The organism is Microvirga thermotolerans, assembly GCF_009363855.1.
Classification (GTDB): Bacteria; Pseudomonadota; Alphaproteobacteria; order Rhizobiales; family Beijerinckiaceae; genus Microvirga; species Microvirga thermotolerans.
This window is the reverse complement of record NZ_CP045423.1, coordinates 1,778,256-1,798,710: the sequence shown is the minus strand read 5'-3', so window position 1 is coordinate 1,798,710 and position 20,455 is coordinate 1,778,256. Positions and strand designations below refer to the sequence as shown.

General features: G+C 66.8%; 24 protein-coding genes and 1 tRNA gene. 15 read left to right on the top strand and 10 right to left on the bottom strand.

Annotation, left to right across the window (positions count from 1 at the left end; translation table 11 throughout):
• Positions 1-38: 38 nt before the first annotated feature.
• Both gatC and GDR74_RS08405 read right to left on the bottom strand, forming a co-directional pair.
• A complete protein-coding gene (gene gatC, locus GDR74_RS08410) occupies positions 39-326 on the bottom strand; it encodes an Asp-tRNA(Asn)/Glu-tRNA(Gln) amidotransferase subunit GatC (protein WP_152585886.1) in 288 nt (95 codons plus the stop codon).
• A 308-nt stretch (positions 327-634) separates the two neighbouring features.
• Positions 635-1,333 carry a metal-dependent hydrolase gene (locus GDR74_RS08405; protein ID WP_152585885.1) on the bottom strand — a complete coding sequence of 233 codons (699 nt, stop codon included), beginning with the start codon at positions 1,331-1,333 and terminating at the stop codon, positions 635-637.
• Between the two features lie 235 nt (positions 1,334-1,568).
• Between GDR74_RS08405 and ruvX the strand changes: the two genes are divergently transcribed.
• Complete coding sequence (gene ruvX, locus GDR74_RS08400; RefSeq protein WP_152587704.1) at positions 1,569-2,096, top strand: Holliday junction resolvase RuvX; 528 nt, start codon at positions 1,569-1,571, stop codon at positions 2,094-2,096.
• A gap of 43 nt (positions 2,097-2,139) precedes the next feature.
• Here ruvX and GDR74_RS08395 read toward each other — a convergent pair whose 3' ends face one another.
• Positions 2,140-2,490, bottom strand: a complete 351-nt coding sequence (locus GDR74_RS08395) for a hypothetical protein (protein ID WP_152585884.1) — start codon at positions 2,488-2,490, stop codon at positions 2,140-2,142.
• Positions 2,491-2,708: 218 nt separating this feature from the next.
• Here GDR74_RS08395 and GDR74_RS08390 point away from each other — a divergent pair, with 218 nt between their 5' ends.
• The 7 genes from GDR74_RS08390 to GDR74_RS08360 all read left to right on the top strand — a co-directional run bounded on the left by GDR74_RS08390 (position 2,709) and on the right by GDR74_RS08360 (position 7,998).
• Entirely contained in the window at positions 2,709-3,224 is a 516-nt protein-coding gene (locus GDR74_RS08390; protein WP_152585883.1) for a hypothetical protein, read from the top strand.
• A gap of 162 nt (positions 3,225-3,386) precedes the next feature.
• Positions 3,387-3,460 (top strand) — tRNA-Gln (locus GDR74_RS08385).
• A 670-nt stretch (positions 3,461-4,130) separates the two neighbouring features.
• Complete coding sequence (locus GDR74_RS08380) at positions 4,131-4,712, top strand: HdeD family acid-resistance protein (protein WP_152585882.1); 582 nt, start codon at positions 4,131-4,133, stop codon at positions 4,710-4,712.
• Between the two features lie 82 nt (positions 4,713-4,794).
• Entirely contained in the window at positions 4,795-5,307 is a 513-nt protein-coding gene (locus GDR74_RS08375; protein ID WP_152585881.1) for a hypothetical protein, read from the top strand.
• Between the two features lie 19 nt (positions 5,308-5,326).
• Complete coding sequence (locus tag GDR74_RS08370; RefSeq protein ID WP_152585880.1) at positions 5,327-6,070, top strand: hypothetical protein; 744 nt, start codon at positions 5,327-5,329, stop codon at positions 6,068-6,070.
• 146 nt (positions 6,071-6,216) lie between these two features.
• Positions 6,217-6,750, top strand: a complete 534-nt coding sequence (locus GDR74_RS08365; RefSeq protein ID WP_152585879.1) for a hypothetical protein — start codon at positions 6,217-6,219, stop codon at positions 6,748-6,750.
• Positions 6,751-6,777: 27 nt separating this feature from the next.
• Positions 6,778-7,998 (top strand): cation:proton antiporter, encoded by a 1,221-nt coding sequence (locus GDR74_RS08360; protein WP_152585878.1) that lies wholly within the window; start codon positions 6,778-6,780, stop codon positions 7,996-7,998.
• A gap of 461 nt (positions 7,999-8,459) precedes the next feature.
• On the opposite strand, the gene GDR74_RS08355 is transcribed toward GDR74_RS08360, so the two are convergent.
• Both GDR74_RS08355 and GDR74_RS08350 read right to left on the bottom strand, forming a co-directional pair.
• Entirely contained in the window at positions 8,460-8,816 is a 357-nt protein-coding gene (locus GDR74_RS08355) for a hypothetical protein (protein ID WP_152585877.1), read from the bottom strand.
• Between the two features lie 883 nt (positions 8,817-9,699).
• Positions 9,700-10,422, bottom strand: a complete 723-nt coding sequence (locus tag GDR74_RS08350) for a hypothetical protein (RefSeq protein WP_152585876.1) — start codon at positions 10,420-10,422, stop codon at positions 9,700-9,702.
• A gap of 242 nt (positions 10,423-10,664) precedes the next feature.
• Between GDR74_RS08350 and GDR74_RS08345 the strand changes: the two genes are divergently transcribed.
• The gene (locus tag GDR74_RS08345) at positions 10,665-11,315 is read left to right on the top strand and encodes a dienelactone hydrolase family protein (RefSeq protein ID WP_210251037.1); all 651 of its coding nucleotides are present in this window, start codon (positions 10,665-10,667) and stop codon (positions 11,313-11,315) included.
• 7 nt (positions 11,316-11,322) lie between these two features.
• On the opposite strand, the gene GDR74_RS08340 is transcribed toward GDR74_RS08345, so the two are convergent.
• On the bottom strand, positions 11,323-11,613 hold the full coding sequence (locus tag GDR74_RS08340) for a GNAT family N-acetyltransferase (protein WP_246180027.1): 291 nt from the start codon (positions 11,611-11,613) through the stop codon (positions 11,323-11,325).
• A gap of 65 nt (positions 11,614-11,678) precedes the next feature.
• Positions 11,679-12,260, bottom strand: a complete 582-nt coding sequence (locus GDR74_RS08335; RefSeq protein WP_152585874.1) for a GNAT family N-acetyltransferase — start codon at positions 12,258-12,260, stop codon at positions 11,679-11,681.
• 206 nt (positions 12,261-12,466) lie between these two features.
• On the opposite strand from GDR74_RS08335, the gene GDR74_RS08330 reads away from it, so the two are divergent.
• Positions 12,467-12,676 carry a hypothetical protein gene (locus GDR74_RS08330; RefSeq protein ID WP_152585873.1) on the top strand — a complete coding sequence of 70 codons (210 nt, stop codon included), beginning with the start codon at positions 12,467-12,469 and terminating at the stop codon, positions 12,674-12,676.
• A gap of 15 nt (positions 12,677-12,691) precedes the next feature.
• Here the strand turns inward: GDR74_RS08330 and GDR74_RS08325 are convergent, their stop codons facing one another.
• Entirely contained in the window at positions 12,692-13,549 is an 858-nt protein-coding gene (locus GDR74_RS08325) for a pentapeptide repeat-containing protein (RefSeq protein ID WP_152585872.1), read from the bottom strand.
• A 358-nt stretch (positions 13,550-13,907) separates the two neighbouring features.
• Here GDR74_RS08325 and GDR74_RS08320 point away from each other — a divergent pair, with 358 nt between their 5' ends.
• The 5 genes from GDR74_RS08320 (at position 13,908) to GDR74_RS08300 (ending at position 18,999) form a co-directional block, all read left to right on the top strand.
• Positions 13,908-14,639, top strand: a complete 732-nt coding sequence (locus GDR74_RS08320; RefSeq protein WP_152585871.1) for an outer membrane protein — start codon at positions 13,908-13,910, stop codon at positions 14,637-14,639.
• A 157-nt stretch (positions 14,640-14,796) separates the two neighbouring features.
• Positions 14,797-15,081, top strand: a complete 285-nt coding sequence (locus tag GDR74_RS08315) for a hypothetical protein (RefSeq protein ID WP_152585870.1) — start codon at positions 14,797-14,799, stop codon at positions 15,079-15,081.
• Between the two features lie 169 nt (positions 15,082-15,250).
• Entirely contained in the window at positions 15,251-15,913 is a 663-nt protein-coding gene (locus GDR74_RS08310; protein WP_152585869.1) for a Crp/Fnr family transcriptional regulator, read from the top strand.
• Positions 15,914-16,084: 171 nt separating this feature from the next.
• On the top strand, positions 16,085-17,089 hold the full coding sequence (locus tag GDR74_RS08305; RefSeq protein WP_246180025.1) for a Fe(3+) ABC transporter substrate-binding protein: 1,005 nt from the start codon (positions 16,085-16,087) through the stop codon (positions 17,087-17,089).
• A gap of 44 nt (positions 17,090-17,133) precedes the next feature.
• A complete protein-coding gene (locus GDR74_RS08300) occupies positions 17,134-18,999 on the top strand; it encodes an ABC transporter permease (RefSeq protein ID WP_152585868.1) in 1,866 nt (621 codons plus the stop codon).
• Here GDR74_RS08300 and GDR74_RS08295 read toward each other — a convergent pair.
• Entirely contained in the window at positions 18,959-19,639 is a 681-nt protein-coding gene (locus GDR74_RS08295) for a 3-oxoacid CoA-transferase subunit B (protein WP_152585867.1), read from the bottom strand. The genes GDR74_RS08300 and GDR74_RS08295 overlap by 41 nt on opposite strands.
• Complete coding sequence (locus tag GDR74_RS08290; protein WP_152585866.1) at positions 19,639-20,376, bottom strand: CoA transferase subunit A; 738 nt, start codon at positions 20,374-20,376, stop codon at positions 19,639-19,641. Before GDR74_RS08290 ends, GDR74_RS08295 begins: the two co-directional genes overlap by 1 nt.
• Positions 20,377-20,455: the final 79 nt, after the last annotated feature.

The window sequence follows — 20,455 nt, the reverse complement described above, 5'->3', positions numbered from 1 at the left end:
CGGCCGCGCCTGCGCAGGGAGCGGAGGGGAAGGCCGCGCTACTCGATCACCTTCGGCACGACGAAGAAGTCGTCCTCGCGGGCGGGGGCGTTGAGAAGCACCTTTTCGGCGTTTTCGCCGTCCGTCACCACGTCCTGGCGCTTCTTCATCGTCATCGGGGTCACGGAGGTCATCGGCTCGACCCCGTCCACGTTCACCTCGTTGAGCTGCTCGACGAAGGAGAGGATGGCGTTGAGCTCGTCCTGGAGATGAGGAACATCCTCCTCCTGGACGGCGATGCGCGCCAGATGCGCGATGCGGCGGACGGTTTTCTGATCGACCGACATGAATGGCCAAACCCTTTGATGCAGTTGGGCGCGCTATAACACCCGCCCGCCTGGGCCCGCAATGACGGAAGTGGGACGACAAACGGCGTATCGCGCCGCCGTCCGTCCCTCCGCTCCTCCGTCATTCCGGGACGGCCCTTGGCCGGGCCCGGAATCCATGGCCGTTGCCGGAGCCCGGAAAGCACAAGGGTGACGCGATGCCTTGTCCTGAAACGTCGGTGCTTATGGGTTCCCGGCTCCGCTGCGCGGCCCCGGAATGACGGCTCCATTTCCTCTCCGGAGGATGATGAGGCGTCGTCCGCGCCTCCTCAGATCCGCACGCCCACCGTCTTGTGGGGCACCACCACCTGGGTCCCCTTCCCGTCCAGGGCCGCCACGAACCTGTCGGCCGTCTTCTCGATGATCGGGAAGGAGCCGTAGTGGCAGGGAATGGCGGCCTTGAGCTTGAAATAGCGCTGGACGGCGAGCGCCGCGACCTCCGGTCCCATGGTGAAGCGGTCGCCGATCGGCACCAGCGCCACGTCCGGCTGGTGGATCTCGGCGATCAGGGCCATGTCGCCGAAGATGTCCGTGTCGCCCATGTGGTAGACGGTCGGCTCGCCCGGCGCCTTCACGATGAGGCCGTTGGCGCTGCCGAGGGGGAAGTTCACGCCCATCTCCACGAGTCCGGCGGAATGGTCGGCCCGGACCATGCTCACGGTGAAGCCGTCCTGCGCGATGGTCCCGCCCGTGTTCATCGGATCGAACTTCTCCACCCCCTGCTTCGCCAGATACATGCACAGGTCGAAATTCGTGATCACCGTCGCGCCGGTCGCCTTCGCGATCGCGACCGTGTCGCCCACATGGTCCCCGTGGCCATGGGTCACGAGAATGTGCGTCGTCCCCTCCCAGGCCTGCTCCTTCCGCCCTTCGAAGGCCGGATTCCCGGTGAAGAACGGGTCGATGAGCACGACGCTGTTCGCGAAGTCGAGCCGGAAGGTGGAATGGCCGAACCAGGTGATTTTCATGGCGGAACCCTCGATTCCCGAAAGAGATGGAGCGGAAGCGGCGCGCGGCCATGGCCGGCAGGGCGCAGGCAGGCCGCAGGCAGGCCGCAGGCGACCGGAAAGCTAGGCAATCCGGTACCGTAAGGAAAGACGTGAGACGTGACCGGCCGGGGCGACGCCCGCCCCTTCTTCCTGTAAAGTGCCCGCCGACAAGGAGGCCGCTTTGCCCGCCAAGGACCAGGAGCTGACCGCGCTCATGCAGGGGCTGCCCGCCCGCGCGCGCCTGATGGGGGTCGATCTCGGTACGAAGACCATCGGCCTCGCCCTGTCCGACGTGGAGCGGCGGATCGCCACTCCCCTGGAGACCATCAAGCGGGTGAAGTTCACCCCCGACGCCCAGCGCCTGAAGGCGCTGATCGACCGCTACGACGTGGGCGGGCTCGTGGTCGGGCTGCCCCTCAACATGGACGGCACCGAGGGCCCGCGCGCCCAGGCGACCCGCGCCTTCGTGCGCAACCTCAAGCCCATCTACGGCGGCCCGATCCTGTTCTGGGACGAACGGCTCTCCACCCTCGCCGTGACCCGCACCCTCCTCGACGCGGACGCCTCCCGCGCGCGGCGGGCGGAGGCGGTGGACAAGATGGCCGCGGCCTACATCCTCCAGGGCGCCCTCGACCGCTACGACCGAATCGCCGCGGCCGACGCGGAGGCCGAGGACGACGCCCGGCTCCGCTCGGAACTCGACATGGACACGCCGCCCGAAGGCGGCGCGATGGACGATTAAGCGTTCGGCGAGCCGGAGAGGTTCTCCGCCCCCGGATGCGGGATCAGAAGCCGTTGCGGCGGTTCCAGGCGCGGATCTGATCCTTGGCAATCTCCTTCTGGGCGCGCCGGTAGTCCTTCATGTACTCCTTCGCCGCCTCGCGGTCGTAGTAGTAACCGTAGCCCGGCGGGGGCGGCGGAGGCCGGTAGTAGCGCGGCGGCGGGCCGTAATAGCGGGGCGGCGGCGGATCGTCGTAGTCCGGCCCGTCATAGAAGAACTGGACCTGCCGCAGGGTTGCCGGCGCCTCCACCGGGCCCACGGGAAGGGGCGCAGCCTTCGCACCCGCGGCCCCGAGAGCCAGAGCCCCGGCGATTGCCCCCAAGGTCCAGCGCGGGACCCTTCGACCGAATGTCATGACTTGTCTCCTGCCGGGACCTGAATCCGGCCCGGTTCCATACGGAACAATGGAGCGGCAGAGTTGAACGATCCCTGAACCCTCTTGCCCGACCGGATCCTCGCTTGGCAACGAGGGATATTGATCCTGCGCAAGGTCCCATGGCCGACTCTGCCTAAAATCCCGATTCGGAAGCCGGGCCGGTTCGGTTCGGCCGGTAATCGCCTCGGAGGACAGGGATGAACCGAGAGGACAACGAGCGGCATCTCGAGCGGGTTCTGTTCCGCGAGGCCTTCGAACGGCGGGATGCCGGGGCAGGCGTCGCATCGGCGGCACGGGAGGCTGCCGCAAGGGCCGCCCGGAAACGGGCCGCTCTCAAGGCGTGGCTGAAGGTCCGGGACAAGCTTCCTCCCCTCCTGGAGGACCTGAACCGGAAGCTCGTCGCCATCGGGGCCGAGTTGAGGGTGAGCGAGGTCGGGGCCCACGACTATTCCCACCGGGGCTTTCCCTCCATCGGGCGGGGCCGCCTCGACCTCTTCGTCGACGGGCGCAAGACCACCCGAAGCCTGGAGGCGGATCTCGCGGAGACCGGAACGGTTCACCTCTACATGTACCTGCCCAAGGAGACGCGGCGCCTGGATATCGACGTCGCCGAGGCGGACGCGGACCGAATCGCGGAGGTTCTGATCGACTTCGTGGACCTCGCCACCCAGGACGACTTTCCGCCGGGAAGCCTGACGGGCCGGTCCCCATGATCTTCCGCCGCTCATCGCCGGCGGAGATCCGGGACGAACCGACGAAGCGTCATCCAGAGGGTTGACCGCGTCCCAAAAAATCCCTATCTCAGCGCCACCACGAACGCCCGACCCCCTCCTCCGGATCGAGATCTTCTCCGGCGGCGGCGATATCGGGACCGGTGGGGGATAGTTTAATGGTAGAACAGCGGACTCTGACTCCGTTAGTCTTGGTTCGAATCCAGGTCCCCCAGCCACTTTAAGCCCCTGAAATCCAAGAAGCTTTTTTCGCGCGTCACCCGCTCACGCGGCTGTGGCGCATCGGTGTCGCTGCTCAGCGGAACTCCGTTTCCCGCTCCGGAAGCTTCGCATCCTCCCTCGCCTGCGGATTCGGCAGATCGATAGACCGCGCAGCCCCCTCCTGCATGGCCCAGGCCACCATCAGAGCCGCGGACCGAGCCGGCTGGACTGTAGCGCCACAGGCGCAACGTTCATGCCCCTTCATCGGATTCCCGACGCGGGCGGGTCCGGGCGGGCGAACCTGCGAGACGGCGGGCCCCGGCCAGCCAAGCTCCCGGCTGCGCGGCGCTTTCGCCGCATGAACCGCGGCGACGGGTGTCGCAAAAGGTTCAGGCATTGTCCTGCTCGGTCAAGCAGGCCGTGGCCGGTCATGATCTTATCGGCTCTCTCGAAGACTGAACAAAGGCCAGCGTAGCGTAATGCTTCGATCCCGAGGGAGCGATGCAATGAAGGCCGCTTTCGACGCCCTGGCGCCTCGTATCCTCCGTCGCGTCGACGACGGCTCGGTCGCAACACAGAATCGATCCGTTCACCGTCTCCGGGGAAAGCGGAATCCCGTCTCGATCCCACCTCGAGCGGGAAGTTCCCGACAGGCCGCCGAACGGATCCTTTTGAGGAGGCTTTCCCATGTCCAATACGGCCAATATCGGCACGCCGGTTCCGGGGCACATGGACCGGGAACTCGAGCCGCTGCGCGTCAAATGGGGCTGGATCGTCGCGCTCGGGGCGATCTTCCTGATTGCCGGCCTCGTCGCCCTCGGCAGCGTCGTCATGGCGACGGCCGTCTCCGTGGCGGTCGTCGGCGTCATGATGCTCGTGAGCGGCGTTGCCGAGATCGTCAACGCCTTCGGCGTGAAGAGCTGGGGCAAGTTCTTTCTCTGGGCCCTTCTCGGCGCGCTCTACGTGGTCGCAGGCATCGTGACCTTCCGTAACCCGCTTCTGGCCGCCGCCGTCCTGACGCTGATGCTCGGTGCGGTCCTGATCGTCTCGGGATGCCTGCGCATCTTTCTGGCCATGCAGATGACCGAAGGCGCACCCTGGGTCTGGGTCGCGCTGTCGGGCGTCGTCACCGTGCTCGTGGGCGGAATGATCCTCGCGCACTGGCCGGTCTCGAGCCTTTTCGTGCTCGGCATCTTTCTCGGCATCGACCTGATCTTCGCCGGGATCGGCTGGATCGGCATGGGCCTGGCTCTGAAGCGCCGGACCTGACGCGAACGGCCTCAGGACAGTTTGTAACGAGGCCCGCAAGAAGCCTCCGGGGCAGTGGGGGAATTCGCAGGAGGAACTCCACATGGTCGACAGCAACAGATCCGCCAGCCCGCCACGGAAAGGCCGGAAGCATACCCCCTCCGATCCGTCGTCGCCGCAGGCCCGGCTGGACCGCTTCGCCTTCACGGTCGATGCAAACACCGGCGAGATCGTTCAGATCGAGGGCATCGACGCCACCGGCGCGCGCCACGAACTCTCGAAGGACGAGAAGATCAGCCTCGCGAAGAACAACGGCCGGGCCAGGCTGGAGGAGCTTCTCGAGCAGGCCTTCGAAGCCGGGATCGCCTGCGTGCTGGGCGGCGAGGACGAGCCCGGCGAGGCCAAGGAAGCCAGGGAGGATGCCGATCTCCGCCGCATCCTGCTGAAGCCCCTCATCGAGGAAAGCCCGGCCGCCCGCCTGATGCGGCGCGATGTGCTGGACCGGGCCATCGTGGGAACGCTGATCCACCACAGTCTCGAATCCCGCTCCAAGGGCCCCAAGGGGGCACCGCCGGAAGAGTCGGGACCAGATCGCGCCGCCTCCAGGACAACCTGATCGAACAAAGGAGATGATCATGGCTTTGAACGCTCGTGACGAGGACCTTGCGCGCGTCCTGATCGGCAGCCGCATGCTGAAGCGCCAGCGCATGCGTCGCCTCCTGCTCGCCCACCTCCTGCGCGAGGGGCGCGAAGACGAGGATGAGGACGAGGATTTCAGCGAGGAAGAGATGGGCGAGGAGGAAGGCGAGGACGGCGGCGACATGGGCCGGGTCCTGCGCCTCCCCCTCGCCGCCCGCGCGGTACGCCGCCGGCGCATGCGCCGGCTGCTTCTCGCGCACCTCCTGCGCGAGAAGCGTGGCGAGGACGAAGACTTTGGCGAGGAGGAGGACGAGGAGGGTGAGGAAGGCGGCGACGAGGAGCGTCGGATCCTGCGCCTTCTGATCGCCAGCCGCCTGCTGCGGCGGCGGCGCATGCGCCGCGCAGTCCTCGCCCATCTCCTGCGCGAGAAACGGGGAGAGGAAGAGGATGAGGATGTCGGCGAAGAGGAGGAAGGCGGCGATGAGGACCGTCACATCCTGCGCCTTCTGGTCGGCAGCGCGATCCTGAGGCGCCGGCGCGTCCGCCGCATGCTCCTGGCCCACCTCCTGCGCGAGAAGCGTGGCGAGGAGGAGGACTTTGGCGAAGAGGAAGAGGGCGAGGAAGGCGGCGGCGAACGCCGGCTGATGCGCCTTCTGATCGGCAGCCAGATACTGCGCCGCCGGCGTGCGCGCCGCATGCTACTCGCCCACCTCCTGCGCGAGAAACGCGAAGCGGCCTGACCCGCACGTCCAGCGGCGGTGGCGGCGCGGTGTGGGTGGGCCGGAGGCCAGGCCTCCGGCCCATTCCGCGCGTTCGATCCGGCGCTCTCGCGGGCCGGCGGCAGATCGGCTCCACGAGACGCGTTCCGAGCGAGGATTAGGGACCGATGTCCGATGCAGCGAGTCTCAGCCGCAGGGAGAGAGCGGTCTCCGGCCTCAAGCGCCTGGGGATCATCTTTCTCTACTTTTGGGGGCTGCTGGCCGTCTCGGCGTTGCACAAGTCGCTGATCCTTTCGGAAAGCGGCATTCATTACCGGCAGGGTTTCGCGGTCGTGAATGCGCTCGTGCTGGCGAAGATCGTGTTCGTGGCGGAGGAGTTGAAGGTGGGCGAGCGCTACGAGCGAGAGCCGCTCGTCTATGCGATGGCCTTGAAGGCAGCCGTATACTCGGTCCTGCTTGTGACCTTCGAGATCCTGGAGGAGATCGTCGTGGGGCACTTCCGCGGCAAGGATCTTGCGGAGAGCCTTTCCGAGGTCGGCGGCGGCACGCCGTTCGGCATTCTCACGACGACGCTGCTCCTGTTCTTCGCCCTGCTCCCCTTCTTCGGCTTCCGGGAACTCTGTCAGGTGGTGGGCGAACCGGAGCTTCATCGCCTCCTGTTCGTCAAGCGAGCGCGGCTGAGGATCGTGGACGAGGATTGAGCCCGCCGTGAATGGAGGCGGTCGAACATGTACCGGGATATGGCCATCCTGTTCGCCTTCGCGTTCGTATACGCCCTCGTGGCGGGGCGGCTCGAGCGCACGCCCGTTGCAGGGGCTCTCGTGTTCGCCGCATTCGGGCTCGCCGTCGGCCCGGAGGTCCTGAACTGGTTCGCTCTGGATGTCCATGCGCGGAGCCTCCGGACCCTGGCCGAGCTCACCCTGGCATTGGTCCTGTTCACGGATGCGGCCAACGCCGATCTCAGGGTTCTCAGGATCAGCTATGCGATTCCGGAGCGCCTTCTGCTGATCGGCCTGCCCCTGACGATCCTGCTGGGCACCGCCATAGCCGCCCTGCTCTTCCCGGCGTTCGGGATGACCGAGAGCGCCCTGCTCGCCACGATGCTGGCCCCGACCGATGCGGCCCTCGGCAAGGCGGTTGTGGTCAACCCCTCCGTTCCCGCACGGATCCGGGAGGGCCTCAACGTGGAGAGCGGCCTCAACGACGGCATCTGCGTGCCCATTCTCCTCGTTCTGCTGGCACTCGCGGCCGAACCCGTCGACGGTGCGGGATCGTGGGAACTGGTGCTCCACCACTTCGCGCAGGAAATCGGGATCGGACTTGCCGTCGGCGCAGGGCTTGCGGCCGCCGGCGTCTGGGCGCTTCGGCTGTCCGCCGACCAAGGCTGGTCGAGCGCGACCTGGCGGCAGCTACCCGCGGTCGCGCTGGCGTTCACCACCTTCGCGGCCGCCCAGGCGCTGGGCGGAAGCGGATTCATCGCCTGCTTCGCCGGAGGAGTCGTGGCCGGCGGGATGGCCCGGCACCGGGAGCGGAAGCATGAGCTCCTTCTTTCGGCCGAAGGCGCCGGCGATCTTTTCGGCCTTCTGACGTGGGTGCTCTTCGGGGCAGCCGTCATCGGACAGGCTCTCGGCCGGCTGACCTGGGAGATCGCGACCTATGCCGTTCTGAGCCTCACGGTCATTCGGATGGGACCGGTCTGGCTGGCCATGGCCGGCACGGATCTGGGAGGCGACGGCAAGCTCTTTCTCGGATGGTTCGGCCCCCGCGGCCTGGCGAGCGTCGTGTTCGCCATCATCGTGCTCGATGCGAACCTGCCGGCCAGCGATGTCCTTACGGCAACGGTCGCCTGGACGGTGATCCTCAGCATCCTGGCCCATGGCCTCACAGCCAGCCCGCTGACCGAGGCGTTCGCTCGCCGCATCGGCACGACGCAGGTGCCTGTCCCATAGTCATGACGCTTGACCGCGTCCCGCGCGCCGCCGCTTGCCGCCGCCGTTCCTGTGCGCGGCTCAGCCGTGGATCGCATAGAGCGCGATCAGGATCGCCAGGGCGGACAGGCCGACGCCCGACAGAAGCGCCCACAGGGCACCGAATTCGTGTTTGTCGATCGGTCTCATCGACCCGTAACGCCTGCGCGAGCGGACCGATTCACCTTGGCCGCAAAAATCGTGGAGGGTCCGGCGCATGCGCCGGGAGGGCGCGCGGCGCCCCCGCCTCAGGCAGCTCCGGAGATCGCGTTCGACGCTTCTTCGGGATCGTCCTCCGGGTCATGGAAACACGCGGAACGAGGAGGCGAGGCCAAAACCGTCGATGGCGCTGACCCGCATATACCCGGCCTTGCGGACCCGGTTGAAGCGTAGGGACCTCAGCCGGATCCGGAAATGACGTGCGTTGGGACCGGAGCCCCTCCTCAGCGGGGAGCGGTCTGCACCGTCGGAGCCTCCGCCTGCTGCATCATCGCGCGGCGGCGATTGCGGCGACGGCGGACGAGAACGTAGCCGCCGGCGAGAAGAATGAAGGGCAGGCCCGCGCCCGCAATCGGCCCCGGCGCGCCGAGATTGGAGCCGCCGCCCGGGGAACCTCCGGGCGTACCGCCAGGGGAGCCGCCCGGCGAACCGCCGGGGGAACCTCCGGGAGAGCCTCCCGGATGATGGTGATGGAACCACCAGGCGCGCCATTTGCCCATGGCCTGAGCGGGCGGGGCGGCGGTGCTTGCCACGGCAAGGAACGCCGTCGTGGCCATCAGGAATTTCGGCAGAGTGCGCATCAACGTCTCCCCTCGGAACGTAACAATCCCTCGGACATTAAACGCGCTGCCAGCGGATTCGAACTGCCCCTCATCCGTAATGAGCGCTCTTAATCCTTAGGAGTTATAGAGAACGTCTTGAACTCGTTTCGGTCCGCCGTTTCCTCATGAATGCCGGCCAAGCAATCATCAAGTTGTGATGGGAACTCTCGATTTGTTCTTCTTGCGCCCTCAGAAGCCATAACATACGCCCCCTCGGATGTTCGCGCCTTGTTCGAGAGCCGTTCCGCGACCATTCTCACCCTATAAATGCGGCTACGGTCCGCGGCAGCTTGCGGAAATGCGTTGAACTTTTGGAAGCGGGCCGATTCAGGACCGGAAAAAGCAAGAAAGCAGCCCGGCCGCGGTCGCGGCGCCCGGGTCGCGCGGTCCGGCGAATGGCGGCGGGCTCCGCCTGGAACGTCGCGGCTCTAGACAAGAGAGGTCAAAAGAAAAAGCGCCGATGCCGGCGCTTTGCGGAGTTTCCCATCGCAAGGATTTATTGCCTGGAAGAACCTTTCGCCTGCCCCCACGCGAAGCCCTTCCAAGGCTTGTCCAAGACATCTTCTAAAGCTGTTGTCCCGGCAATTCCTTGATTTCAACCAGCTCCCCGGAGATCGGATCGAGGATGAGCATCGACAACCCTCCCCGCGAGGGCCCCGGCCCTCGCCTTCGGACGAGACTGAAAACGGCAATGTGACGCTGTTCTGGAAAATACGCTTCGACGCGGCTTCCCATGCAGAACGAGACGGTACATCCGCGCCTCGCCTGCATTTCGGGAAGATTGCCGGACCGGAACCCCGGACCGGCGAGACCATGCTCGCCCCGATATGGTTAACAAAGGGTTAACGCAACGGAACTTTCCCTAGAAGAACCCTGACGGGGACTTCCGCTCGCTCAAAGGCTCCTCGGCTTGCTCGCGCGCCAGCCGGTAGAGCTGCTGGTCGAAGGTCAGGAGGACATCGGGATTCGGGAAGCTCACGTAATAGTGGCTCGGAAGGGCGTCGCCGATGGCCTCGGCGGTCCCGATGATGATGGCACGCCCCTGAGCCATCTGGGCGAGGACGAAGTCGTCATCCCAGCTCTCGCTGGAACCGTCGTCGATGACGCGGCCGTCGGATCCGTAAAGGACGGAGCGCATCGCGCGATAGGCCAGCCCCTCGACCCGCTCGGCGCGCTCCACCACGATGGATCCGTCCGCGACGGCGGCTTCGAAACAGGCGAGCTGGCGACGGTCGGTGTCCGTTCCGTTTTCCGCCTCCTGCGCGAGGCCCTTGCGCACATGGGCGATGATGCGCGTCCGGAACTCCTCGTCGAACAGAGTCGGCGCGGCGAGATCCCCGTCTGCGGGAGGCTCCTCCGGCGCTCCGCCTGTCTCGGGTTCCTCGATCACGCCCGACTCGAGAACTGCCGCCTGGATTCGGGCGGCGATCTCCTTGGCCGCCTGGGCCGCGCCCGCATCGGGATCGCTCGCAGGCTTGCGGCCGCCGGCGAATGCCGCCTCGTGGCGGGACAGAAGGGTTTCGAAGCTGTCCGCAGGCGGCCCGTCTGCGGAGCCGCGCCGGGCCTTCGGCGGGAAGGAAGCCATTCGTCGCTCCCATGCCTACCCGCAGCGACACTCATTGTCGCCGCGGCAGAACGGATCGCCAAGCGTCATGACTTGGGAGGGAGGCGGAAGGCTGCACGATACTTCCCAGCTTGTGAAGGGCCCCCCGCCGCCTGAGGCGGGATCCGCCTTGCGATGAGGATGGAATGGGCCAATGAGCGCCCTAAACCCGTGCGATGGAGCCGGCGGGGCCCGCCCCTCGCCGCTTCGACAAGGAGGGTCCCATGAGCCACTTGAGCCACTCCGCCATGGAAGTCACGATCGGGCCGCTTGGGCTCAAGGGGAATCTGGTCCCTCCCCGGGAGGGTGCGGGCCTTGTCCTCTTCGCCCACGGCAGCGGCAGCAGCCGCCTGAGCCCGCGCAACCGCTTCGTCGCCGAGGGCCTGCACGCGGCGGGCCTCGGCACCCTGCTCTTCGATCTTCTTCGCGAGGACGAGGCGGCGGACAGGAACAACGTGTTCGACATTCCCCTCCTCGCGCAGCGCCTGGCTGCGGCGACGGACTGGGTCCGCACCGGGACGGCCTTGCGGGACAGGCGCATCGGCTATTTCGGTGCCAGCACGGGCGCCGCGGCTGCGCTCGTGGCGGAGACCATCTCCCCCCACCCCGTAGCCGCCATCGTCTCGCGCGGCGGGCGGCCCGACCTGGCGGGCGCGGCTCTCGGCCGGGTCCGCGCCCCGACGCTGCTGATCGTCGGCGGGGAAGACGGCCCGGTCATCGACCTGAACCGGACGGCCTACGGTGCGCTCGCCTGCGAGAAGAGCATGGCGGTCGTGCCCGGCGCCGGCCATCTGTTCGAAGAGCCGGGGACGCTGGAGCAGGTGGTGGCGCTCGCGAGGGACTGGTTCGTCCCCCGCCTCAGCGAGGGCGCATGAGGCGCGCTCAGGCGAGAAGGTCGTGATACTCTGCGTGCCGGCGAAGCCATGCGCCGGCATAGCTGCAGAGGGGCACGATGGTGCACCCTTCCGACCGGGCGATCTCGGCGACGCCGCGCATCAGGGCGCCCGCGGCTCCCGTGCCGCGCAGCGCCGGCGGCGCCTCCACATGGCGGATGACGAGTCGTGTCCCGCTGCGGTCGTAATCGGCGAAGACCACCTGGCCGTCGATCTCGAGCTCGAAGCGCCGTCTTGCAGGGTTGTCGCGGACGCCGGCATGGCCGATGTCTTGGGTCACGCGCTGTTCTCCTCTCCGTCGTTCGGGCAACGCGGCCCGGCCGTTCCCGTTCCGCGGGCATCGCTCTACACGCCGCCCGGCTCGCGGCGGAAGAGCACGGTCGGCTTGTCCTTGTACGTCGTGCGCTCGAACGGGCGGAAGCCGCATTTCTCCGCCACCCGGATCGAGGGCAGGTTCTCGGGGCTGATGAGGCAGACGGTCGGGACGAGCCCGAAATGCGCGTCGCCCCAGGCGAGCGCCGCGCGGACGGCCTCGGTCGCGTAGCCGCGGCCGTGGACCTCCGGCGTCATGACCCAGCCCATCTCGGGCATCCCGTCGATGGACGGTTCGATTTCGCGCCTGAAGTCGGCGAATCCCACCTCGCCCACGAAGGCGCCGCTCGCGCGATCCTCGACCGCCCAGTATCCGTATCCGAGCAGGGACCAGTGGCCGACATAGCGGACGAGGCGGGCCCAGTTCTCCTCCCGGGTGAAGGGGCGTCCGGGGCCGATGAACCGGATGGTGACGGGCTCCGACCAGAGGGCGACGCTCGCGTCGAAATCGTCGGCCCGGTGACCGCGCAGGCGAAGCCGCTGCGTCTCGACGATCGGCGCCGATGCGGCCGGAACAAGCGGGCGGCCCGGAGAGGCGGTTCTGTGTCGGGACATGGTCCGTGCCGTGAATGGAGCCTGGGCGAGGCCGGCCCCGCGAATCGGTGCCGTGCCCATCGAGAATATCGGATTCCGGCAGGGCCGATTCCCCGTTTCCGTTCGGGAGTACCCATCTATGGAAATCGGGAAGTCCCGCTCCCCGGTTTATCGTTCGTCGGCGCGGGCTCCCGGACGAGGCGCCGCTTATGCACGGAGACGGCGACATGCCATCCGATCTTCACCTCCCCCACGCCTTTCCCCTGGGCGAGACGGAGTTCGCCGCCGGCAGCCTTTACAGGCTCCTCAAGACCGCTCTCGCGGATCCGGACCTGGCGAGCGAGATCACGGCTGCGATCGAGCGGGTCGTCGACGCGAAGATCGCCGCGAGCCGCGAAAGGGACCGGCTCCAGAGGCCGGTCCTGGACGAGGCCTGACGGATCCCTCCCGCATCACTCCTCCGCGTCGCTGCAGGGCCAGCCTGCGGGACGGGAGAGGCCGGCCGGGAGCTTCGTCTGCGCCGTGCCGCAGGCCATGTCGAGCTGAAACTGGGTCAGGCCCACGACCCCGGAGAGATCGGCGGCGCCGAACCGGGTCAGGTAAAGGTACGAGCGCGTGAGATTGACGCCGGAGAGGTCGGCGGTGCCCAGGTCGGCCCGGGACAGATTCGAGTAGCTGATGTTCGCGCCCTTCAGCTTCGCGTTCCGGAACGAGACCCGCGCCAGTTCCGCCTTCGACAGATCGACGCCCGAGAGGTCGGCGCCGTTGAAGTCCGACCTGTTGAGCTCGGACTTGGACAGATTCGCCCCCATGAGCAGCGCTTTCGCGAAGCTCGAGCGGCTCATGTCGGCCAGGACGAAGCTCGCGCCCTGCAGGTTCGCGCCGACGAAGCTCGTGCGCCACCCCATGGCCTTCTCGAAGTTCGCCTGCGCGAGATTCGCCCTGTCGAACCGCGTCCGGCTCACCTCCGCTCCCACGAAGCTCGCGCCGGCGAGCACCGCATTGGCGAAATCGCTTGCCGCGAGAGCCGTGCCGTTGAAGGCCGCACCCGTCAGGTCGTCGCCGGAGAGCATCACGCGGGGCTTGGAGCAGCCGGACCAGTTGACGCCGCGGTCCGGCGAGTCCTGGCAGCCGGCCTCGGCGACGCCGGGCACCGCCGCGACGAGCGCGAGGACGGCCGCGAAACGGGCGAACCCCGGAGACGACATGCGGGTCCGCCCGGCTGCGGCTCCCGTTCGCGGCTTCGCATCCTGCCCCCAGCGCATCGCATCCTCCCGTTCCTTCGGCTCGTCCCGGTCCATGCCGCTCATATGAGTCCGTTTCGTCGCGCGTCGAGGCGGAGCCGAAGCGGCACGGACCGACACTGGAATCAAGAGCGGCCGCGCGGAGTTTCAATGAAAAAGCCCTGCCGCAATTGCGACAGGGCTAAGTTCTCTCCTCAAGGCAAGTTCCCAGGGTTTCTGGAAAATCGCTAAAGTAATTGGTGCACAAGGAAGGGGTCGCGTCAACTTGATACTATTTCATAGTTTCAATATTGTTAACTTGTAACTCTATTGCGTTCAAATGTATCATTTTAGTTTTTGTTAGTGGTGTTGCTAAACAGCAATACCCAAAACCGAGGACTCTAAGTAATGTGCGGCTTCTCAACTCAAGCAAGAGGAAGCTCTCATGCGTTCATCTCTCCTCGGCCTGCTCGCCGGTACGGCGGCTCTGGCGATCGCTGCCTCGGCCGCTCAGGCCGCCGACCTGCCGTCCCGCGCGGCTCCGGCGCCGGTCATCGCTGCGGTTCCGGTCTTCACCTGGACCGGCTTCTACGTCGGCGTGAACGCCGGCTACGGCTGGAACACCAACGACAACAACCGCTACTATGATCCGGTGCTCGGCTACTACGGTGGTGGCGGCAGCGACGGCGGCTTCGTCGGCGGCGCCCAGGTTGGCTACAACTACCAGATGGGCATGTTCGTCCTCGGTCTCGAGACGGACATCCAGTACGCCGACATCGGCGGCGGCAACCGCAACTTCTACGTGGGCGGCTACTACCGCGACAGCTCCAACGGCAACTGGTTCGGCACCGTCCGCGCCCGCGCCGGTGTGGCCTTCGACCGCGCCCTCGTCTACGTGACCGGCGGTTTCGCCTACGGCGACGTCGCCAACGGCGCGAGCTCGTTCTACTACCCGGGCCTCGGCTACTTCTACGGCTCCGACAACGGCACCAACACCGGTTGGACCGTCGGCGGCGGCGTCGAGTACGCCTTCACGAACAACCTGACCGCCAAGATCGAAGGTCTGTACGTGAACCTCGACACGAAGAACAACTACTTCGGGTACTACGGCGACAAGAAGAACGCCGAGTTCGGCGTCGTCCGCGCCGGCCTGAACTACAAGTTCTCGACCTACTAAGCCGAGACGTCGCATCCGCGACAGACAGGCCCGGCGGTTACCGCCGGGCCTTTTTCATGCACGGCGACCTCCGCCAGGCAGGCGGACGGCCGACTCGACTTTTGCGGGGAATGGCTTAGTTAGCGCATCTGACGTTGCGTCAATTACGGAACAGCACATGCGGATCCCGGCGTCGCTCCCTGCCCTTCTCCTGCTTTCCGGCATCCTTGCCGCCTGCAACACCAGCGCGCCGCAAGGCGTCCTGCCGCGCACGCCCGTTCCTCCGCCGCCCTCGATCGCCGGCTCGGCCCAGAAGGCAATGCCGGCCTCGCGCCAGGCGAGCGCGGCTCCCCGGCGCCGCTCCATCGACGTGCCGAGCCGCCTCGATGCACCGCCTCCCGCCTCGCCGACCGTGGAGCCCGTCATGACGGGACGGGGGGTCGGCGCAGGCTTCCGCTTCTGATACGCGCCGGGTTTCCAGCGGAACCGAAGCTGCGCACAGACCTCGCGTCGGGAAGCGGCGACATTCGCCACCCGCACCTTCCCTTGCGTAATGTGCGACATCGCACATCGCCTGACTTCTTCGCCGAAATGTTATATGCCCCAACGGAAATGCAGCGATGGGGGCAGGGATGACGTGGATCGAGGCGATCGGATGGCTGGGCGCGGCGCTTTCGATCACGGGCAGCGCGATGCGCACCATCATCCCGCTGCGCTGCATCGGGATCGCGACCAACGTCGTCTCCCTCACCTATGCGAGCCTCATGCATCTTTACCCGAGCATGACGGTCAACCTGATCCTGCTCCCCTTGAACGGCTTTCGCCTCTACCAGATGCTCAGGCTCATCCAGAAGGTGAAGGCCGCATCGCAGAGCGACCTCTCCATGGACTGGCTGAAGCCCTTCATGCGCCAGCGTTCGGTCGAGGCGGGAGAAATCCTGTTCGCGAAGGGCGACCGGGCCGATTGCATGTTCTACACGCTCTCCGGTCGCTATCGCCTCAGGGAGCTCGGCATCGAGCTGCCCCAGGGCCGCGTGGTCGGGGAAATGGGCTTCCTGTCCCCGGACAACCGGCGCACCCAGACGCTCGAATGCCTGGAGAAGGGCGAGGTCCTCAGCATCACCTACGACGAGGTCCGGCAGCTCTATTTCCAGAACCCAGAGTTCGGCTTCTACTTCCTGCGCCTGACCACCGAGCGGCTCTTCCTCAACATGGAGCGGATGGAGAACGAGATCGCCCGCCTGCGGAGCGCAGCGAAGGGGCCGGCGGAGACGAGGGCGCCCGTCTCAGCTTAGAAAAGTTGTAAGCTGACTCCAGTTTAGAATTTCTATAAATCATTGAAATTTCAGACTTTTTTGTTGACCTCGGGACGCCGGCGTGGTTCCTCCGCGCCGGATCGGGCCTGTTGCCCGCGACCTGCTATCGAGGATTTCATGATGACGAGACATTGCGTTCGGGATCTGCTGATGGGAGCAGCCGTTCTCGGCACTCTTGCGGCTTCCACCCTCTCTGCCTCCGCCCAGGGCGTCGTCAACGTCTATACGAACCGCGAGCCCGGCCTGTATTCGGCCACCCTCGACGAGTTCACCAAGGCGACGGGCATCAAGGTCAACGCGATCTTCTCCGAGCAGGGGCTCGCGGAGCGCATCAAGGCGGAAGGGGAGAACAGCCCCGCGGACGTGCTGATCACCGTCGACATCGGCCGCATCCAGGAGGCGGTCGATCTGGGAATCACCCAGCCGGTCAAGTCGGAGGTGCTGAACGGCGCCATTCCCGCGCAGTTGCGCGATCCCGAGGGGCGCTGGTACGCCCTCTCGATGCGCGCCCGCGCCATCTACGCCTCCAAGGATCGGGTGAAGGACAAGGCGATCAACTACGAGGACCTCGCCGACCCCAAGTGGAAGGGGAAGATCTGCACCCGCTCCTTCCAGCACCAGTACAACATCGCCCTGACCGCGGCGATGATCGTGAAGCACGGCGAGGCGGCGACCGAGGAATGGCTGAAGGGCGTGAAGGCGAATCTCGCCAAAAAGCCCTCGGGCGGCGACCGCGACGTGGCGAAGGACATCCTCGCCGGCGTATGCGACATCGGCCTGGGCAACACCTACTATGTCGGCCTCATGACCAACGGCACCAATGCCGACCAGAAGAAGTGGGCCGAGGCGATCAACGTGATCCTGCCGACCTTCAAGGGCGGCGGCACGCACGTGAACGTTTCCGGCATCGCGATGATGAAGAACGCGCCCAACCGCGAGAACGCCCTGAAGCTCATGGAGTTCATGACCTCCCCGGAAGCCCAGCGCGTCTTCGCCGACGTGAACTACGAGTACCCCGTCCGGCCCGGCATCGAGATCAACCCGCTCGTGAAGTCCTTCGGACCGCTGCAAGCGGAGGAAATGAGCCTCGCCGAGGTGGCCAAGAACCGCGCCAAGGCCAGCGCCCTCGTCGACAAGGTCGGCTTCGACCGCTAGAGCGATGGCGCGCCCGCCACGGGCGCGCCGTTTCCTGAGCCGCCATGAGCACGCTTGCCGCGTCCCACCGCCTCTCCGCGACCGCTCTGCGGCGTGCCCTCAACGGCGCGCCGCTCTGGTCCGTCGCGGTGGTGACCTGCATCGCGGCGCTCGTCCTCGCGCCGCTCTTTTCGCTGGTGCGCATCGCCGCACAGGGCGAGGCGACCCTGTGGGCGCAGGTGACCGCGGACATCCTGCCTGCGGCCCTTCTCGACACGGGGCTCCTGCTCGGCGGCGTCGCGCTTCTCACCGGCATCGTCGGGATCGGGGCCGCGTGGCTCGTCACCGCTCACCGCTTCCCGGGGCACCGCATCCTCGCGGCCCTTCTGCCCCTGCCGCTCGCGGTGCCGACCTACATCACCGCCTATATCTACGTGGAGATCTTCGACGCGGCGGGGCCGGTGCAGATGGCCTTGCGCAGCCTCATGGGCTGGTCGTCCCGGGGCGATTACTGGTTCCCGGAGATCCGCTCCGTCTACGGCTGCGTCTTCGTGATGTCGGCGGTGCTTTATCCCTATGTCTATCTCGCCGCCCGCCTGATGTTCCTCACGCAGAGCGCCAGCATGATCGAGGTGGCGCGCACCCTGGGGGCCAGCCGCTACACGCTCTTCCGCGCCATCGCCATTCCCCTCGCCCGTCCGGCCCTTGCGGTAGGCCTGTCGCTCGCGCTCCTCGAATCTCTCAACGACATCGGCGCGAGCGAATACCTGGGTGTGCGCACCCTCACGGTGTCCATCTTCACCACCTGGCTCAATCGCGGCAGCCTCGCGGGCGCCGCGCAGATCGCCTGCGTGATGCTCGCCATCGTCCTCGCGCTGATCGTCATGGAGCGCCGCGGCCGTCGCGACCGGCGCTATGCGCTTTCCACCCGCCGTCCGCGGGTGACGCAGCCCGTCGATCTTTCGGGCCGCCAGCGCTGGCTCGCGACCCTGTTCTGCGCCCTGCCGGTGGTCATGGGCTTCGTGCTTCCCATCGCATTCCTCCTGCGCGAGGTGTTCCGCCGGGGTCTGGCGGAGCAGATCGACGAGGCTTTCGTCGGCCACCTTCTCACGACGGTCGGCCTGTCGGGCGCGGCCACCATCGCCACCCTCGCCTTCGGCATCGTCCTCGTCACCGCCTCGCGACTCGCGCGCCTGCGGCTGACCAAGGCCGCGCTGGCGATCGCCGGCATCGGCTACGCGGTGCCGGGAACGGTCCTGGCCCTCGGTCTGCTCACGCCGCTCGTTGCGCTGGACACAAGCCTCGGCTCCCTCTGGCGGGCTCTCACGGGGGAGCGGATCGGCCTCGTCCTGATGGGCTCCGCGGGCGGGATCGTGATCGCGTACCTGATCCGCTTCCTGCCGATCGCCACCGGCTCCCTCTCGGCGGGCCTGGAGCGGGTCTCCACGGGAATCGAGGATGCGGGCCGCATTCTCGGCGCCCGGCCGCGGGAACTCGTGCTGAAGATCCAGATCCCGCTCCTGCGGCCCGCCCTTGCGAGCGCCGCGCTGCTGGTCTTCGTGGACTGCATCAAGGAATTGTCGGCGACGCTGCTGCTGCGCCCCCTCAACACGGAGACGCTGGCCACCCTCGTCTACGGCCACGCGTCCCGCGGGGCCTTCGAGGACGGCTCCCTCGCCGCCCTCGTCATCGTCCTGGTCGGGCTTGCGCCGGTGATCCAGCTGGTGCGTAGCGCCGAAACCGGGCCGGGAAAGGCCGGCTCGGCCGGCTCCCGAGGCGGCACGATGCCGTCCTTCCGGGCGGGCGCAGAAAAGTCGGCCCCGCAGGCGCCGAAGACCGTGTCATTCCGGGCACCGCTTTCGCGGCCCCGGAACGACATGGCTATTTTCCCTACGCGGCGTTCGAGCGCGCGTTCTGCAGCGCCACCTTGAAGTCCGCCTGGGTCTTGGCCTTGACCTCGTCCAGCGAGACGCCGTCGGCGAGTTCGATCAGGGTCATGCCGGAGCCGCCCTTCTTGTCGATGGTGAAGACGCCGAGATCGGTGATCACCATGTCGACCACGCCCGCGCCGGTGAGCGGCAGGGTGCAGGCCTTCAGGAGCTTCGGCTCCTCCGACCCGTCCTTGCCCTTCGCGGTGTGCTCCATGACCACGACGACCCGCTTGACGCCCGCCACCAGGTCCATGGCGCCGCCCATGCCCTTCACCATCTTGCCGGGGATCATCCAGTTGGCGAGGTCGCCGTTCTCTGCCACCTGCATGGCGCCCAGGATCGACAGGTCGATGTGCCCGCCGCGGATCATGGCGAAGGAATCGGCGCTGGAGAAGTAGCTCGTGGTCGGCAGTTCGGTGATGGTCTGCTTGCCGGCGTTGATCAGGTCGGCGTCCTCCTCGCCCTCGTAGGGGAAGGGACCCATGCCGAGCATCCCGTTCTCGGACTGAAGCTGCACCCGCATCCCCTTCGGGATGAAGTTCGACACGAGCGTCGGAATGCCGATGCCGAGGTTGACGTAGAACCCGTCGCGCAGCTCCTTCGCCGCGCGCGCCGCCATCTGTTCGCGTGTCCAGGCCATCAGACTTCCTCCCCTGCGCCCGCCGGAACCGCGCCCTCGAGGCGCTTGCGGGTCGTCCTCTGCTCGATGTGCTTGACCGGGTTGGGCACGTGCACGATTCGCTGCACGTAGATGCCCGGCGTGTGGATGCAGTCGGGGTCGATCTCCCCCGCCTCGACGAGGTGCTCGACCTCCGCGACGGTGATCCGCGCGGCCGTCGCCATCATCGGGTTAAAGTTACGCGCCGTCTTGCGGTAGACGAGGTTGCCCTCCGTGTCGCCCTTCCAGGCATGGACGACGGCCAGGTCGGCGAAGATGCCGCGCTCCATCACGTACTTCTCGCCGTCGAACTCGCGGACCTCCTTGCCCTCGGCGATCAGGGTGCCGACGCCGGTCTTGGTGTAGAAGGCCGGGATGCCCGCCCCGCCTGCGCGGATGCGCTCGGCGAGCGTCCCCTGCGGGTTGAACTCCAGCTCAAGCTCCCCGGACAGGTACTGCTGCGCGAACAGCTTGTTCTCGCCCACATAGGACGAGATCATCTTCCGGATCTGGCGCGTCTCGAGGAGGCGGCCCAGGCCGACCCCGTCCACGCCGGCATTGTTGGAGACGAAGGTGAGGTCCTTCGCGCCCGATTCCCGGATCGCCTCGATCAGGGCCTCGGGAATGCCGCAAAGGCCGAATCCCCCTGCCATGATGGTCATGCCATCCTTGACGAGCTCGGCGATGGCCGAGCGCGCATCCTTGTAAACCTTGTCCATCAAACCCTCTTGCAAACCCTCTTGCGAACCCTCTCGGGTCTGTTCCGCTTCACTCCGCCCGGGGGCGGTTGTGCGACAC

Excerpts from the sequence above, each read along its gene's own strand:
- gatC (WP_152585886.1), bottom strand. The coding sequence starts at position 326 with ATGTCGGTCGATCAGAAAACCGTCCGCCGCATCGCGCATCTGGCGCGC.
- GDR74_RS08405 (WP_152585885.1), bottom strand. The coding sequence starts at position 1,333 with ATGAAAATCACCTGGTTCGGCCATTCCACCTTCCGGCTCGACTTCGCG.
- ruvX (WP_152587704.1), top strand. The coding sequence starts at position 1,569 with ATGCAGGGGCTGCCCGCCCGCGCGCGCCTGATGGGGGTCGATCTCGGT.
- GDR74_RS08395 (WP_152585884.1), bottom strand. The coding sequence starts at position 2,490 with ATGACATTCGGTCGAAGGGTCCCGCGCTGGACCTTGGGGGCAATCGCC.
- GDR74_RS08390 (WP_152585883.1), top strand. The coding sequence starts at position 2,709 with ATGAACCGAGAGGACAACGAGCGGCATCTCGAGCGGGTTCTGTTCCGC.
- GDR74_RS08380 (WP_152585882.1), top strand. The coding sequence starts at position 4,131 with ATGTCCAATACGGCCAATATCGGCACGCCGGTTCCGGGGCACATGGAC.
- GDR74_RS08375 (WP_152585881.1), top strand. The coding sequence starts at position 4,795 with ATGGTCGACAGCAACAGATCCGCCAGCCCGCCACGGAAAGGCCGGAAG.
- GDR74_RS08370 (WP_152585880.1), top strand. The coding sequence starts at position 5,327 with ATGGCTTTGAACGCTCGTGACGAGGACCTTGCGCGCGTCCTGATCGGC.
- GDR74_RS08365 (WP_152585879.1), top strand. The coding sequence starts at position 6,217 with ATGTCCGATGCAGCGAGTCTCAGCCGCAGGGAGAGAGCGGTCTCCGGC.
- GDR74_RS08360 (WP_152585878.1), top strand. The coding sequence starts at position 6,778 with ATGTACCGGGATATGGCCATCCTGTTCGCCTTCGCGTTCGTATACGCC.
- GDR74_RS08355 (WP_152585877.1), bottom strand. The coding sequence starts at position 8,816 with ATGCGCACTCTGCCGAAATTCCTGATGGCCACGACGGCGTTCCTTGCC.
- GDR74_RS08350 (WP_152585876.1), bottom strand. The coding sequence starts at position 10,422 with ATGGCTTCCTTCCCGCCGAAGGCCCGGCGCGGCTCCGCAGACGGGCCG.
- GDR74_RS08345 (WP_210251037.1), top strand. The coding sequence starts at position 10,665 with ATGAGCCACTTGAGCCACTCCGCCATGGAAGTCACGATCGGGCCGCTT.
- GDR74_RS08335 (WP_152585874.1), bottom strand. The coding sequence starts at position 12,260 with ATGTCCCGACACAGAACCGCCTCTCCGGGCCGCCCGCTTGTTCCGGCC.
- GDR74_RS08330 (WP_152585873.1), top strand. The coding sequence starts at position 12,467 with ATGCCATCCGATCTTCACCTCCCCCACGCCTTTCCCCTGGGCGAGACG.
- GDR74_RS08325 (WP_152585872.1), bottom strand. The coding sequence starts at position 13,549 with ATGAGCGGCATGGACCGGGACGAGCCGAAGGAACGGGAGGATGCGATG.
- GDR74_RS08320 (WP_152585871.1), top strand. The coding sequence starts at position 13,908 with ATGCGTTCATCTCTCCTCGGCCTGCTCGCCGGTACGGCGGCTCTGGCG.
- GDR74_RS08315 (WP_152585870.1), top strand. The coding sequence starts at position 14,797 with ATGCGGATCCCGGCGTCGCTCCCTGCCCTTCTCCTGCTTTCCGGCATC.
- GDR74_RS08310 (WP_152585869.1), top strand. The coding sequence starts at position 15,251 with ATGACGTGGATCGAGGCGATCGGATGGCTGGGCGCGGCGCTTTCGATC.
- GDR74_RS08305 (WP_246180025.1), top strand. The coding sequence starts at position 16,085 with ATGGGAGCAGCCGTTCTCGGCACTCTTGCGGCTTCCACCCTCTCTGCC.
- GDR74_RS08300 (WP_152585868.1), top strand. The coding sequence starts at position 17,134 with ATGAGCACGCTTGCCGCGTCCCACCGCCTCTCCGCGACCGCTCTGCGG.
- GDR74_RS08295 (WP_152585867.1), bottom strand. The coding sequence starts at position 19,639 with ATGGCCTGGACACGCGAACAGATGGCGGCGCGCGCGGCGAAGGAGCTG.
- GDR74_RS08290 (WP_152585866.1), bottom strand. The coding sequence starts at position 20,376 with ATGGACAAGGTTTACAAGGATGCGCGCTCGGCCATCGCCGAGCTCGTC.